General features: G+C 28.4%; 10 protein-coding genes. 6 read left to right on the top strand and 4 right to left on the bottom strand.

Translation table 11 applies throughout. The annotated features are described in order from the left end of the window. On the bottom strand, window positions 1-7,962 hold a 7,962-nt coding region (locus MBCUT_RS04470), incomplete at its 3' end, for a beta strand repeat-containing protein (protein WP_157082479.1). Window positions 7,963-8,672: 710 nt separating this feature from the next. On the opposite strand from MBCUT_RS04470, the gene MBCUT_RS04465 reads away from it, so the two are divergent. Continuing rightward, window positions 8,673-9,974, top strand: coding sequence for a TrpB-like pyridoxal phosphate-dependent enzyme (locus MBCUT_RS04465; RefSeq protein ID WP_394327051.1), 1,302 nt, complete (start codon window positions 8,673-8,675; stop codon window positions 9,972-9,974). Window positions 9,975-10,286: 312 nt separating this feature from the next. On the opposite strand, the gene MBCUT_RS04460 is transcribed toward MBCUT_RS04465, so the two are convergent. After that, the gene (locus tag MBCUT_RS04460) at window positions 10,287-11,051 is read right to left on the bottom strand and encodes a hypothetical protein (RefSeq protein WP_067259358.1); all 765 of its coding nucleotides are present in this window, start codon (window positions 11,049-11,051) and stop codon (window positions 10,287-10,289) included. 314 nt (window positions 11,052-11,365) lie between these two features. On the opposite strand from MBCUT_RS04460, the gene MBCUT_RS11700 reads away from it, so the two are divergent. Next, on the top strand, window positions 11,366-11,494 hold the full coding sequence (locus tag MBCUT_RS11700; RefSeq protein ID WP_281177932.1) for a hypothetical protein: 129 nt from the start codon (window positions 11,366-11,368) through the stop codon (window positions 11,492-11,494). Then, window positions 11,472-11,672 (top strand): hypothetical protein, encoded by a 201-nt coding sequence (locus MBCUT_RS04455; protein ID WP_067259356.1) that lies wholly within the window; start codon window positions 11,472-11,474, stop codon window positions 11,670-11,672. The genes MBCUT_RS11700 and MBCUT_RS04455 overlap by 23 nt, the downstream gene beginning before the upstream one ends. A 232-nt stretch (window positions 11,673-11,904) precedes the next feature. Here the strand turns inward: MBCUT_RS04455 and MBCUT_RS04450 are convergent, their stop codons facing one another. Both MBCUT_RS04450 and MBCUT_RS04445 read right to left on the bottom strand, forming a co-directional pair. Next, window positions 11,905-12,273 (bottom strand): HEPN domain-containing protein, encoded by a 369-nt coding sequence (locus MBCUT_RS04450; RefSeq protein ID WP_067259353.1) that lies wholly within the window; start codon window positions 12,271-12,273, stop codon window positions 11,905-11,907. A 33-nt stretch (window positions 12,274-12,306) separates the two neighbouring features. Continuing rightward, window positions 12,307-12,618, bottom strand: a complete 312-nt coding sequence (locus MBCUT_RS04445; RefSeq protein ID WP_067259350.1) for a nucleotidyltransferase domain-containing protein — start codon at window positions 12,616-12,618, stop codon at window positions 12,307-12,309. A gap of 1,100 nt (window positions 12,619-13,718) precedes the next feature. Between MBCUT_RS04445 and MBCUT_RS04440 the strand changes: the two genes are divergently transcribed. The 3 genes from MBCUT_RS04440 (at window position 13,719) to MBCUT_RS10825 (ending at window position 17,038) form a co-directional block, all read left to right on the top strand. Then, window positions 13,719-14,306, top strand: a complete 588-nt coding sequence (locus tag MBCUT_RS04440; RefSeq protein WP_067259347.1) for a flavodoxin family protein — start codon at window positions 13,719-13,721, stop codon at window positions 14,304-14,306. Window positions 14,307-14,791: 485 nt separating this feature from the next. Next, window positions 14,792-16,333, top strand: coding sequence for a flippase (locus MBCUT_RS04435; protein ID WP_067259345.1), 1,542 nt, complete (start codon window positions 14,792-14,794; stop codon window positions 16,331-16,333). A gap of 567 nt (window positions 16,334-16,900) precedes the next feature. Beyond that, on the top strand, window positions 16,901-17,038 hold the full coding sequence (locus MBCUT_RS10825; RefSeq protein WP_157082478.1) for a hypothetical protein: 138 nt from the start codon (window positions 16,901-16,903) through the stop codon (window positions 17,036-17,038). Window positions 17,039-17,178 lie beyond the last annotated feature (140 nt).

Below are 17,178 nucleotides of genomic sequence, written 5' to 3'. Positions count from 1 at the left end.
ATCAGTAGTCAAAGAATAAACCTTACCATCAACAGTAACATTAATCAAAGCATTAGCTACAGGATTACCATTCTCATCAACAAGCACACCATCAATTATCATGGTTTTACCCACCTTAACAGTTCCAGGAACATTTACAGTTAACTTAACACCTAACTTACCAACATTAAAGCTAGTAGTATTAGTAAAACTTGTGTAATTATCATTACCAGCAAAACTAACAACAACAGTTAAATTACCAGTACGATTAGCAGTATAAACCATACTCCAACCACCAGAACCATTGACAGGTACAGTAAAGAGTGTACCATCAACAGTAACATTAACACTAGTTATTCCAGTATAATTAGCTAACTGACCACTAACAGTGACATTATTACCAATACTAACAGGATTAGGACTAACAACAACAGTTGAATTAGTACTACTCTTATTTGCCATATTTACTGTGAAATTAGTTGAATTAGTAAAGCTTGTGTAATTATCATTACCAGCAAAACCAACAACAACAGTTAAATTACCAGTACGATTAGCAGTATAAACCATACTCCAACCACCAGAACCATCAACAGCAACATTAAATTGTTTACCATCAACAATAACATTAACACTAGCTATCCCAGTATAATTAGCTAAAACACCACTAACAGTGACATTATTACCAATACTAACAGGATTAGGACTAACAACAACAGTTGAATTAGTACTGCTCTTATTTACCATATTTACTGTGAAATTAGTTGAATTAGTAAAACTTGTGTAATTATCATTACCAGCAAAACCAACAACAACAGTTAAATTACCAGTACGATTAGCAGTATAATTTAATACCCAATAACCAGAACCATCAACAGCAACATTAAATTGTTTACCATCAACAATAACATTAACAAAACTAATACCTGTATAATTAGCTAAAACACCGCTAACAGTGACATTCGAACCAATACTAACAGGATCAGGACTAACAACGACAGTAGAATTAGTACTATTCTTAGCTACAGTAAAAGTTGTAGAATTAATAAAGCTTGTGTAATTATCATTACCAGCAAAACCAACAACTACAGTTAAATTACCAGTACGAACAGTAGTATAATTCAAACTCCAAGCACCAGAACCATTAACAGCTACATTAAACTGTATACCATCAACAGTAACAGTAACACTAGATATCCCAGTAGAATTAGCTAACTGACCGCTAATAGTAGCATTCTCACCAATCTGAACATTATCAACAACAATAGTTGAGTTAGTACTATTCTTAGCTACAGTAAAAGTTGTAGAATTAATAAAGCTTGTATAATTATCATTACCAGCAAAACCAACAACTACAGTTAAATTACCAGTACGATTAGTAGTATAATTTAATACCCAATAACCAAAACCATCAACAGCAACATTAGCAAATGTTGTACCATCAACAATAACATTAACCTGATTTATTCCAGTATAATTAGCTAAAACACCACTAATAGTAGTATTTACACCAATCTGAACTGGATTAGGATTAACAAGAACAGTTGAATTAGTACTATTCTTAGCTACAGTAAAAGTTGTAGAATTAATAAAGCTTGTGTAATTATCATTACCAGCAAAACCAACAACAACACTAACAGAACCAGTACGAACAGTAGTATAAACTACACTCCAACCACCAGAACCATTAACAGCTACAATAAACTGCATACCATCAACATTAACAATAACACTAGATATCCCAGTATAATTAGCTAAAACACCACTAATAGTAGTATTTACACCAATCTGAACTGGATTAGGATTAACAAGAACAGTTGAATTAGTACTATTCTTAGCTACAGTGAAAGTTGTAGAGTTAGTAAAGCTTGTGTAATTATCATTACCAGCAAAACCAACAACAACACTAATAGAACCAGTACGAACAGTAGTATAAACTACACTCCAACCCCCAGTACTATTAACAGCTACAATAAACTGCATACCATCAACATTAACAGTAACATTAGATATCCCAGAATAATTAGCTAAAACACCACTAATAGTAGTATTTACACCAATCTGAACTGGATTAGGATTAACAAGAACAGTTGAATTAGTACTATTCTTAGCTACAGTAAAAGTTGTAGAGTTAGTAAAGCTTGTGTAATTATCATTACCAGCAAAACCAACAACAACACTAACAGAACCAGTACGAACAGTAGTATAAACTACACTCCAACCACCAGAACCATTAACAGCTACAATAAACTGCATACCATCAACATTAACAATAACACTGTTTATCCCAGAATAATTAGCTAAAACACCACTAACAGTGACATTATTACCAATATTAACAGGGTTAGGACTAACAACAACAGTTGAATTAGTACTATTCTTAGCTACAGTGAAAGTTGTAGAATTACTGAAATCAGAGAAATTACCATGACCAAAAAGACCAACAACAACACTAATAGAACCAGTACGAACAGTAGTATAAACTACACTCCAACCACCAGAACCATTAACAGCTACAATAAACTGTATACCATCAACAGTAACAGTAACATTAGATATCCCAGAATAATTAGCTAAAACACCACTAACAGTGACATTATTACCAATTTGAACTGGATTAGGACTAACAACAACAGTTGAATTAGTACTATTCTTAGCTACAGTGAAAGTTGTAGAATTAGTAAAGCTTGTGTAATTATCATTACCAAAAAGACCAACAACAACACTAATAGAACCAGTACGAATAGTAGCATAATTCAAACTCCAACCACCAGTACTATTAACAGCTACAATAAACTGTATACCATCAACAGTAACAGTAACATTAGATATCCCAGAATAATTAGCTAAAACACCACTAACAGTGACATTATTACCAATTTGAACTGGATTAGGACTAACAACGATAGTTGAATTAGTACTATTCTTAGCTACAGTGAAAGTTGTAGAATTAGTAAAGCTTGTGTAATTATCATTACCAGCAAAACTAACAACTACAGTTAAATTACCAGTACGAACAGTAGTATAAACTACACTCCAACCACCAGAACCATTAACAGCTACAATAAACTGCATACCATCAATAATAACATTAACACTAGATATCCCAGAATAATTAGCTAAAACACCACTAACAGTGACATTATTACCAATTTGAACTGGATTAGGACTAACAAAGATGGTAGAATTAGTACTATTCTTAGCTACAGTGAAAGTTGTAGAATTAATAAAGTTTGTGTAATTATCATTACCAAAAAAGCTAACAACTACATTTAAATTACCAGTACGAATAGTAGTATAAACTACACTCCAACCACCAGTACTATTAACACCCACTAATCTAACATCACCATCAATAATAACATTAACACTAGATATCCCAGAATAATTAGCTAAAACACCACTAACAGTGACATTATTACCAATACTAACAGGATCAGGACTAACAGCAATAGTAGAATTAGTACTATTCTTAGCTACAGTAAAAGTTGTAGAATTAATAAAGTTTGTGTAATTATCATTACCAAAAAAGCTAACAACTACATTTAAATTACCAGTACGAATAGTAGCATAATTCAAACTCCAACCACCAGTACTATTAACACCCACTAATCTAACATCACCATCAATAATAACATTAACACTAGATATCCCAGAATAATTAGCTAAAACACCACTAACAGTGACATTATTACCAATACTAACAGGATCAGGACTAACAGCAATAGTAGAATTAGTACTATTCTTAGCTACAGTAAAAGTTGTAGAATTAATAAAGTTTGTGTAATTATCATTACCAAAAAAGCTAACAACTACATTTAAATTACCAGTACGAATAGTAGCATAATTCAAACTCCAACCACCAGTACTATTAACACCCACTAATCTAACATCACCATCAATAATAACATTAACACTAGATATCCCAGAATAATTAGCTAAAACACCACTAACAGTGACATTATTACCAATACTAACAGGATCAGGACTAACAACAATAGTAGAATTAGTACTATTCTTAGCTACAGTAAAAGTTGTAGAATTAGTAAAAGCTGTGTAATTATCATTACCAGCAAAACTAACAACTACAGTTAAAGTTCCAGTACGAATAGTAGTATAAACTACACTCCAACCACCAGTACTATTAACAGCTACATTAAATTGTATACCATCAACAGTAACAGTAACACTAGATATCCCAGAATAATTAGCTAAAACACCACTAACAGTGACATTATTACCAATCTGAACTGGATTAGGACTAACAAGAACAGTTGAATTAGTACTATTCTTAGCTACAGTAAAAGTTGTAGAATTAATAAAGCTTGTGTAATTATCATTACCAGCAAAACTAACAACTACAGTTAAATTACCAGTACGAACAGTAGTATAATTCAAACTCCAACCACCAGTACTATTAACAGCTACATTAAATTGTATACCATCAACAGTAACAGTAACACTAGATATCCCAGAATAATTAGCTAAAACACCACTAACAGTGACATTATTACCAATCTGAACTGGATTAGGACTAACAAGAACAGTTGAATTAGTACTATTCTTAGCTACAGTAAAAGTTGTAGAATTAATAAAGCTTGTGTAATTATCATTACCAGCAAAACTAACAACTACAGTTAAATTACCAGTACGAACAGTAGTATAATTCAAACTCCAACCACCAGTACTATTAACAGCTACATTAAATTGTATACCATCAACAGTAACAGTAACACTAGATATCCCAGAATAATTAGCTAAAACACCACTAACAGTGACATTATTACCAATCTGAACTGGATTAGGACTAACAACGATAGTAGAATTAGTACTATTCTTAGCTACAGTGAAAGTTGTAGAATTAATAAAGCTTGTGTAATTATCATTACCAGCAAAACTAACAACTACAGTTAAATTACCAGTACGAATAGTAGTATAATTCAAACTCCAACCACCAGTACTATTAACAGCTACATTAAATTGTATACCATCAACAGTAACAGTAACACTAGTTATCCCAGTATAATTAGCTAAAACACCACTAATAGTAGTATTTACACCAATCTGAACTGGATTAGGACTAACAACGATAGTTGAATTAGTACTATTCTTATTTACTGTGAAAGTTGTAGAATTAATAAAGCTTGTGTAATTATCATTACCAGCAAAACTAACAATTACAGTTAAAGTGCCAGTTTGAGTTGTAGTATAATTCATACTCCAACCACCAGTACTATTAACAGCCACTGATCTAATATCACCACCAATAATAACGGTGACACTAGATATCCCAGAATAATTAGCTAAAACACCACTAACAATGACATTATTACCAATTTGAACTGGATTAGGACTAACAACAACAGTTGAATTAGTACTATTTTTAGCTACAGTGAAAGTTGTAGAATTAATAAAGCTTGTGTAATTATCATTACCATTAAAGATAATAATTACAGTTAAAGTGCCAGTTTGAGTTGTAGTATAATTCATACTCCAACCACCAGTACTATTAACAGCTACTGATCTAATATCACCGCCAATAATAACGGTAACATTGGTTATCCCAGTATAGTTAGCTAAAATACCGCTAATAGTAGTATTTACACCGATATTTACAGGATTAGGATTAACAATTATAGTTGAGTTAGTACTATTTTTAGCTACTGTGAAAGTTGTAGTATTAGTAAAAGCTGTGTAATTTTCATTGCCAGCGAAGCTAACAACTACAGTTAAAGTTCCAGTACGATTAGTAGTATAAACTATATTCCAACCACCAGTATTATTAACAGTTACATTAGTAAATGTTTTACCATCAACAGTAACGTTAACATTACTTATCCCAGTATAATTAGCTAACTGACCGCTAACAGTGACATTATCGCCGATAGGGACAGGATTAGGATTAAAAATGATAGTTGAGTTAGTAGAATATTTTATCACATCAAAATTTATAAATACATATTCATCATCTAAAGAAGCATCTATATTTTGAGTCTCTCCAGATAAAATATTGAACACATAAGTAAAATTACTATCACGGCTGGAATTATAAGCTCCACCATTAAAAGTACCATTAATTACAAAATATGGTAAATTTGTAACATTAGTATTAGTCAAAGTAGTATTCAAGACTAATAGATAAAAATTAATACTCTCTCCAATATTAACATTATCTAAACTACTAGTGTTAGTAATATTCAAAATATAATGATTATTGGTATTAACACCAGAAACAATACTACTTATATTGTTTTTACCCCACCAGTTCAAATCAGCATTAGTATTAGTTCCAAGGTTTACTATATCAAATCCAGTACCATTATTATTGTAGATACGATTGTAATTGATACGATTACCAGTTACATTATAGACAATTATTCCTCCATTTAGGTTATTGACTATATTAGAACCAGTTAAATTATTATTAGTACCATTGAAAACAACACCAACATCGCTGCCATTGATAGTAGAATTATAAACCAAATTATTAGTTGAAGTAGCATTAAACATTACAGCAACACCACTACTATCAGACCTAGTATAACCTGTAAAATTACCAGTCAAACGATTACCACTAGCACCGTTAGTGAATATAAATCCACTATTATCCTTATAACCAAAACTATCTATTACTGTGTAATTAGTATTATTACCACTTATAGCAACAGCAAACAAATTATCAGTAATAATATTAGTATTGTTTAAACCACTGATATTATAATTCAAATTAGTTAAAACAAATTGAATACCAACAGTATTATTAATAATACGATTACCAGATAATGTGAAATTAGTAGTATTTAAACCAACAGCATGACTATTACCAGTGAAATTAGAATCTAGAATACTATTATTAGCACCCATAGCAAAAATACCACCACCATAACCAGCACTGCTGTTAATGAAAGTAGAATCAATAACACTAAAATTAGAAGGCCTACTGAAGATAGCCCCTCCAAAAAAAGTTGCAGTATTGTTAATGAAAGTAGAACCAATAATACTCAAACCAACAGTATTCCGGATAGCACCGCCACCAGCACCGCCAGGACTAAGAATAGAACTAACTGCAGAGTTGTTAATGAAAGTAGAACCAATAATACTCGAATTGGCACCAGAATTATCGATAGCACCACCACCAGAGTAGTTGGCTAGACTAAGAATAGGATTAGTTGCTTTGTTGTTAATGAAAATAGAACCACTAACACTCATATTAGTACCTTGAGTGCTGATAGCACCACCAAACAAATTTGCAGTGTTGTTAGTGAAATTAGAATCCCTAACACTAACATTAGGACCAGTATCAGTAGTAAAGATAGCACCACCATAAACAGCACTGCTGTTAATGAAAGTAGAACCACTAACACTAAAATTAGCAGCATCATTACGGATAGTACCACCATAACTAGCACCAACACCATAACCAGCACTGTTGTTAATGAAAGTAGAACCACTAACACTCATATTAACACCACCAGTATTGTAGATAGCACCACCTTGGTTAGTTGCTTTGTTGTTAATGAAAGTAGAACCATTAACAATCATATTTGCACCATTATTGGAGATAGCACCACCCCAACGAGTTGCATTGTTATTTGTGAATGTACAGTTGATGAAAGTCATCGTTGTTGCGAAGTATTGATTATATATTGCTCCCCCATCTGTAGATCTTCCATTAGCGAATGTTATGTTGATGAAAGTCACATTCAAGTTATTACTTATAATGAATATTCGGTTTGATCCTAGTGCGTCAATTATTACATCAGCAGCAGATCCGTTTCCTTGGATTGTTACATTTTTGTTAATAGTTATTCCTCTATTGTTACCTCCTGTGTAGTTACCAGGATCTAAATTTACTGTATCACCTGGAGAAGCGCCATTTATTGCTGTATTTATACCACCAGTAGTAGTATTATTAATAGCAAAACTTGCATTTAAGCTAATAGCTAATAATAAAATAGTAGCTATTAGTATACTCGTTTTTATCATTACTTTTTTATAATTTTTCGTTTTTTCACCTCCTTTTTATTTAATCATACTAAAAAGTTAAAAAATAGAGAATAATCCCTATTAATTAACCGATAATAATTATATTCTATGCCTTATATAAACTTTATTTAAAGATAATATATATATATATATATATATATATATATCATAAATTAGTAAATAATAATACTTCACAACAAAAATATGCAAAAAAGCAAAATAATAAAATAACAAATTAATGACAACATACCAAAGGAATATACAATTACACCACCAAAACAACACCACGATATTTCAAATAGCTAAGGAATAAAAAATCATGAACTTTTCAAAAAATTATTTCTCATCCAATAATATTTATAAATATGAAAATTTTATAATAAATTATTAAAAGTGTTTATCAGCAAGGGAAATTAAAAATTTATTTGTAGAAGTTCTTATAGAATTTATTTTAAGTTTTTAATGTTATGTATTTATTTTAAGTGTTTAAAATTGAATATTTTTAAAATTAAAGAATATATTATAAGATTATTATAATAAGTTTAGAATTCATTAAATATTCATTATATTAATAAAGTACAAAAATGTACTAAAAAGGTTTTAAATAGTATAATTATATTATAAATTAAGAATAAATTATTATAGTGATAATAATAACTAATAATATAAAATAAAAATAATAGGAAATAATAGAAAATAATGGTGAAATAATGTATAAAATAGAATTACCCTCTGATGAAGTACCTAAAAAATGGTATAACATTCTTGCTGACCTTCCTGTAGAGCTACCAATGCCAAAAAATAGTGAAGGGTCTGATCAAGTTGGAAATCTCCCTAAAGTATTTTCTAAAGGAGTTTTAGAACAAGAATTCTCTAAAGAAAGGAACATTACTATTCCAAAGGAAGTAAGAGAATTATATATGAGAATGGGACGGCCAAGTCCATTGTATCGAGCAAAAAACTTAGAAAAGAAGCTCAATACCCCTGCTAAAATTTACTATAAAAGAGAAGACACCTCTCCAACTGGAAGCCATAAACTAAACAGTGCAATAGCACAAGCATATTATGCAAAAAAAGATGGAATTGAAAGACTAACAACTGAAACAGGAGCTGGACAATGGGGAACAGCATTATCCCTAGCTTGTTCTATGGTTGGTATTGGTTGTACAACATACATGGTTAGAGTCTCCTATGATCAAAAACCATTTAGAAAAACTGTAATGAAAGTCTATGATGGAAAAATTTATGCTTCACCAAGTAAAAATACAGAATATGGTAGAAAAATATTAAAAGAAAATCCTAACCATCCTGGATCTCTCGGAATAGCTATTTCAGAAGCAATGGAAGAAGCATTCAGTGATGATAAAGTTTACTATTCATTGGGAAGTGTTTTAAACCATGTTATGTTACACCAGACAATTATTGGACTTGAACTTAAAAAACAATTTGAAATAGCTGAAATCGAACCAGATATGATGATAGCCTGTGTTGGTGGTGGAAGTAATTTTGCAGGATTCGCATTTCCATTTATGAAAGATAAAATAAATGGAAACACAGATTGTGAATTCATAAGTGTTGAACCAAGCTCATGCCCAACTTTAACTGAAGGTAAATATGATTATGATTTCGGAGACACAAATCAATTTACTCCTCTTTTGAAAATGTTTACATTAGGACATGATTTTATAGCTCCTTCAGTACATGCAGGAGGATTAAGATATCATGGAATGTCACCTATAGTATCATTACTCGCGAAAGAAGGATATATAGAACCAAGATCAGCTCATCAAAAAGATATTTTCGAAAGTGGAAAATTATTTGCTAACTGTGAAGGGATTGTTCCTGCCCCAGAATCTAGTCATGCAATAAAAATAGCTATTGACGAAGCTAAAAAATGTAAAGAAACTGGTGAAGAAAAAACAATAGTTTTCAATCTTTCAGGACATGGTTTACTTGATTTGGTAGGATATGAAAACTATTTAGAAGGGGAATTATCCCAAGATATTAAATAATTAGTATTATGGTGAAGACCTAAGATTGAAAATAATAATTTTAGTATAAATATTAAAATATGTTTAATAATTAATAAATATATAACTAAATCATCTAAAATATATATTTTCACTACCTACTCTAAATATTTAATCCTAAAAAAGTTATTAGTTGGATTTAAATGATTAAAAGTGGATTTAAAATATTAAAAATGAATTTGAATGATTAAAAGTGGATTTAAAATATTAAAAATGAATTTGAATGATTAAAAGTGGATTTAAAATATTAAAAGTGAATTTAAATGATTAAAGGAAGAAAATTTGAAATACTAACTAATATGATTTAAGAATAAATTCCTTAAGTTTTTTATTTACACTTTCATAATATGATACAGTTTCGTTAGATTTTTCAAGATCAGTTTTAATGTTTTCATAATTATGGACTAATGTTTCATGGTCGTTTCTAAGTTTTGAAAGTTCATTTTGAGAAGATTCCATTATTTGGATATTGGATTGTAAAGATTTAATATTATCTTCTAATGAATTTATTTTTCTTTTTAAATCCTGCTTATCTAATTTAAGTTTTTCTTTATCTAATTTTAGTTTGGAAGACTTATTTTCCAATTCTTGGTTTAAATCTTTAGCCTTAATTAATGCATCATTGGTTTCAAGTAATTCAGTTTGAATTTTTTCGATTTTTTTACTATCTTCATCATGACGATGAGTTTTTTCTTCATCTATTTTTTTCTTAAAATTTTTTTCAGATGTAGTAATTTCGTGCTTTAATTTAGCTATTGTATCTTCATAATTATATATTGTAGAATTATTATTTTCTATTGTAGCCTTGAAATTATCATTAGAATCTTTTAATGATTTATTATTAGATTTTAAATCATTTATTAAAGAATTTAAGGTTTCAATCTCAGTAATATGTTGAGAAGGAAGAATTAAAACTGTTTCTCCATCTTCAAAGATATTATCTTCTTTTGCTACTGTTATTTGTACTTGTTCAGTAGAGTATTTCTTTTTTTTACCATTTTTAAGAGTTCTACTATATTCTCTTGAATATTTCTTTACAGTACTTTTAACATATTTCATTTGAATTCCTCATTTATAGAAAGTTATATACTTCTAATAATAATTCTTCATTGTTCGACTGAAAAATATTATAGCAATAATCATTTTAGGAGTAGGTGTATCGAGATTATTTCCAACCTAGAACTAATCTATTAATTCTATTTAATAATAATATTAATATAATCTATATAAATATCTATACTTTTTTATTATTTTTTAGGGTTCTCTTAAAAAATATTTTTTAGGGTTCTCTTAAAAAAAATTATTTATTAGGAGAATGAATAAAATAGTAATGAAAAAAGAAGATGCTGAAATTTTAGATAACATCTGAAAAAATGCAGAACTGGGAAATTAAGACACGAAGTGGTTATAATGATACAGTAAATAGATATATTAAGTTTCATGGGAAATCATTCTCAGGACTAATAAAAGAAACTGAAAATGAAGAATTATTATGGAGCTGAATATCTTTCCAATATTAATTTTTTAGCTGAATTTAAAAAATTAAATAACAAAAAAGACTTGAATAAAATGAAACAAGAAGTATGGGAGAAAGAAATCAATAAAATCATTACAGATATTCCACGACCAAATACTGCTGAAGATTTGTTTGAAGAAAATGTGGATAAATATGGGTGGTGAAAATAATAATTAAATATCATCTAAAGTTAAGCTTTTCTTTGAAAGATGGTTTTTGTTCCATCTTTCTTTCTCAAAATCAGTCTTACTATTTTTTTAAATATTTATTGTGGCCATTAAGCTTAAAATTCTTATTTTTGATTATTTTCAGGCATTGTTAGCCATTATTAGCACATTATAGATATTTTTCATAGTATTTATAGGAATGATAAATTGAATATATTAGCTTAATTAGTTATAAAAATTTTTTACATTCTTTTATGAAGATTTTAGCGTTGTATAAATATTCTTCTGCTTTTTCTTTTGTAATAGGTATTGACATATCATAGTCGGCGTGAATTCTATCTTCTTCTAAACGAGATAATATTTTACCAGTGTTTTTGTTGAAATTATCATTTATAATATAAGCTAAACCGAATTGATGAATAAGACCACTATGTTTTTTAGCATCTATTTCTTTTTTAATTAGTAAAGCTTTGGTTGCATAGAAAACTGAGTAATATGAACGATTGATTGAGTCTGCATAATGTTTATTATTATAAAGAAGTTCTGAAACTTCTAATAATTCCAATGCCCTTTTAAATGCATAATCAATATCACTCATTTTTTACCAACTAAATAAAAAGTTTAATGATTTTTAGCCTATTAATATTCCTTCATTTTCAATATTAATATAAAAGTGTGAATCTAAATGAGATTGGTAGTGTTCAATTGGAACCATTTTTGTAGAAAGGTACTCACCTGTTTCAAGAAGAATATCCATTACTTTACCATAGACATCATCACTAATTTTAAGGTCATCGTTTATAGCACGAGTAACGATTAAAATATCTATATCAGATTCTTTTTTATCTTCTCCTCGAGCTACAGAACCAAATAGGATAATTTTTTCAATTTCAGAATGGTTTAATGATTTTGCGAAGTCTATAGCTAGTTGTTTTCTATTCATGATATAAAACCTCATTAATGATATTTTTTACTGTTAAATAGTATGCTTATGATAATATAAATAATCTTTCTTTTTTGGCAGATCCAAGACAACTAATCTTTTTATATTTTAAATTACTTAATAGCTATTTAATACTTTTATCTACTAAAGATGTGTTTTTTCTTGTTTCAAAGTTTTTAAAATCAATAAGCCCAAAAAAACAAATAAGAAAGCCTGAAAGAAAAAAAATAAAATCGTGCTTTAAGATTTGGAAACAAAAAAAAATATACAACTATATCACCAAAAACATCACAACATTCTAAAAATAAATAAAAAATAAAAAAATCACAAACCTCAAAAATAATATTCCTTATCCGATTTAATAAAAAAAATCGCGGCCAAAAGTCTTTTTAGTAAACATTTAACTTTCTTTATTTCGACTTTAAATATTATTATTTCCTTAAAAATCCTGATTAAAATTTTAAAAATTTTTATTTATAGTCAGAAACTTAATTTTTTGCACTAATTTTTGCAGTTTATTTATATATAATCTACAAATTTTGTTCCAAAAATTTGGTGCTGGACTATATAAGAATTATTATGAATTTTATTTTGATTTTGGCTATTTTTGCAAATGCAATGTTTACAACATTAGTTTTTAAGATTTTTTTGGATTTATTGTAGTTTATTTTTCTATCTATTCTTTTATTTAAGTGATAATATACAACTTAATAATAAAATACTACCATTTAAAGATATATGCATGAAAAGAATGGAAAGAAAAAAAGTATTCTACACCAATATGTAAAAATTGTAACACCAAAAAAGAATACTCGCCATGATCTAACTACAGAATAATGAGCCACTGCTCCATAAAATACCAAGACACAATAGCTGAAAATATTCTAAAAAAGCTTTCAAAAATTATTTCCTAGGCAATTTTATAAAAATACAATAAATATCTTAGATTTTATAAATAGGGTAGAAATTCTTGAAAGATACATGAAAATCAGAGATGTTGTTATATTAATAAAAAATTCAAAATGAATAAATTTATTTAAATCAAAAACAGATTAACATCAATAAAGAAATAATTTAATTTCTAAGGAGTTTATAATAGTATGATTTTTGGAATTAGTGGAAGTCCTAGAAAACAAGCTACTGAGTATGTTTTAAAAGAAGCTTTAAGTAAGCTTGAAGAAGAAGGATTTGAAACAAAGATGTTTACAGTCCGTGGAAAAGAAATTGGTCCTTGTAGACATTGCGATTATTGTTTAAAGAAAAAGGTATGTATACAAAAAGATGATATGACAGAAGTCTATGAACTTTTACAAGAAGCAGATGGCATAATAATAGCTAGTCCCATGTATAATGGTTCTGTTTCTGCTCAAATTAAAGCTATTATGGATCGTTGTAGAGCATTAGGAGCTATTGATATAAATATTCTAGAAGGTAAAATAGGAATGTCAATAGCTATTGGTGGAGATCGTGCAGGAGGTCAAGAATTAGCTATTCAACAGATTAACACATATTATCTTCTTAATGGAATCATTCCTGTAAGTGGAGGCTCATTTGGAGCTAACTTAGGCCCTTGTTTATGGTCTCAAGACACCCTTGCTGGTGTAAAAGAAGATGATTATGGTTTTAAAACTCTGAGAAAGACTTTAAAACGTTTTATTAAATTTTTAAACAAATATAAAAACGATTAGAATAAAGTAATATTTAAATTGTGAATAACAGACATATTTTAAATATATTTTAAATAATTTATTTATATACTTATTAAATCATGAATATTAAAGATGTATTCTTTAAATAATTTAAATTATGAATATTAAAAATATATATTTTAAATAATTTATTTATATACTTATTAAATCATGAATATTAAAGATATATTTTAGATAATTTATTTATATACTTATTAAATCATGAATATTAAAAATATATATTTTAGATATCTATACTAAAATTATTATTTTCAAACTTAATGTGTACTATAATTCCATATTAAATCTGATAAATAATTAATAAATAACAATAAGCATCAACTTTATAAAGAATATCAGCTAATTAAAGATATATCAATCTACTATTTATTAGATTAAATAGATTTATTAGATGATTAAATAGGATTTATTAGATTTAATGACTAAATTTTTCATAATTTTCTACATATAGCTTCGGTGTTATAATGAGTTCAAGATTAGCTAGGGGAAGTATTCTAATTTTAATAGGTAATGTGATCTTTCGTATTGGAGGGTTCATATATCGATTTTTAATGGCTCAGCTATTAGGACCTTCAGCTTATGGTATTTTAGGTTATACATTACAATTCCAAGGTATTCTTCAAGTTTTATCTGCAGGAGGTCTCCCTCCAGCAATAGCTAAATATGTGGCAGAATATACAGCTTTAGATAAGGAAGTTTTAGCAAGGCAAACCATATATACTTCTTTAAAAATTATGCTTTTACTTGGAATATTATTTGGCTTTTTAATGGTCTTTATAATAGCTCCATTTTTAGCTCAAATAAATCCAAAAATGCCAGGACTTATTTATCCATTACAAGCAGTGGGATTTATCGTGCCTTTTAGTGTTATTGTAGGGGCATTCAGAGGAGCATTCCAAGGAGTAATAAAAATGGAATATATCCTGGCTACCAGGGCCACAGAACAGATTTTTATGATTATATTTGCGACTATTTTGGTTATATTAGGGTATTCTGCTTTGGGTGCTGTTTTTGGTTCTGTTTTAGGTTTTGCTGCATCAGCTGTTCTATCAGTTATCATATTCCAAAAATACATGTGGAAATATGTCCCTAAGCCTGAAATAGAATATAATTTTTCTTTTCTTGAGGAAGTGAAACTAGCCAAACAAATTGTGGTTTTTGCAATACCTGTGACTATAACAGCTTTAGCTGAAATGTGTATATTTGCAATATCAACTTTTGTAATAGCTAACGTAATTGGAAGTGTGGGAACTGGATATTTCAATGCTGCTGATCCAATATCTAGATTTCCACTGATCATATCAACTTCATTAGCAACAACTATTTTACCTGCTGTTTCAGCTGCATTTGGTACGAAAAATCAAATTCTTTTGAGTAAATATGTTTCACAATCCTATAGGTATTCTATGGTTATAATTCTTCCTATGACTGTGGGAATAGCTTTGTTTGCAGAACCTATATTGCAATTAACCTTTCCAAAGTTTTTAGCTGCTTCACCTGCCTTAAGTATTCTGGTTGTTGGAATGACTTTCTACTCATTATTTGCAATTTCTTCAAGTATAGTACAAGGAATTGGGAATCCTCGAACTCCAATGTACGTCCTCGTTGTGGGAGCAATAACTACTTTTATTTTAAATTGGTTCATTGTTCCAATTTATGGAATCGTTGGAGGAGCTTTAGCAACTACAATAGCTTGTTTTTTAATAATGATTCCTATTTTAAAATTAAGTTTCAACTTAACTAAAACAAAAGCTCCATATATGTTTATTGGAAAGGCTGTTTTTGCTTCTTTAATTATGGGAATAGCTATTTTACTAATTCCAAAAACTACTCTTGGATTATTACTAGGAATTATAATTGGCCCAATTATTTATTTGATTATCTTAACTCTCTCAAAAGCATTTGATCATAGTGATTTTCTAGCTATTCGTAGATTTTCACATAAGTTTGGACCTTTATCTAAAATAATTGATAAAATATTGAATTTCATGGAAAAACTCTCTTGAACATCCATGGATTTTTCTAAAATATCTCCCAAATTACAAATATAAAATTAAATGTTTTAGACCAAACTAGTGTCTTAATACATTTAATGAATTTACAAAAATAAATACTACTATCAACTCTTTTTTATAGTTTCTCATGGTTTATTATGTTATTTCAACATTGTTTATTTTTTTATATAAGTGATTGAATATTTTATGTTTTTTTATTATGGGAGTATTCAAAGGTCAAATTTTAATGAGAATAATTCTCAATGCTGTCAACTTAAAGAATTATTACTTTAACATTCTCATGAATGCAACATTCAGTTTAGATATAAATTATAAAAAATTAATTAAAAATATTGAAATTTTAAAGAAAATTTTCTTAAATTGACAGCATTGGCTTAATATTTTTATTTTATTTTTTCAAAACATACATAGGGTTTTTTATAGTCTATTGTATTAATAAACTTCTTAATAAGATTAATATATAATAATTAGATGAATTTCCAGAGTTTTTAGCAAAATATTTAAAACAAGAATTCTTCCCAAAATATAAAAAAATTCTAATCTTCTTAAAAAGTCTATATGTGCAAAATCGATTCCACAACCAATAAAACTGAAAACTACATAGAAAATATAATGTCAAAAGCAGATAAAAATAAATACAGGACAAAAATAGGATTCATAAACCAAATCGGCCACAGAACAAAAAAAATTGGATAAAAAACACAAAATACCAACTAACAAATTGACAGTCCCTAAAACTCTATTACAAAAACATTTAATATGGAGAAAAAATATATAGTTAGTAATTATTTAAATTTTAAAAGAATTTAAAAAGAATTAAATTACTAACAAGATTT

This window comes from Methanobrevibacter cuticularis (genome assembly GCF_001639285.1).
GTDB classification, from domain to species: Archaea; Methanobacteriota; Methanobacteria; order Methanobacteriales; family Methanobacteriaceae; genus Methanobaculum; species Methanobaculum cuticulare.
Note: the sequence above shows the minus strand (reverse complement) of the source record. Positions and strands in the feature narration are given on the sequence as shown.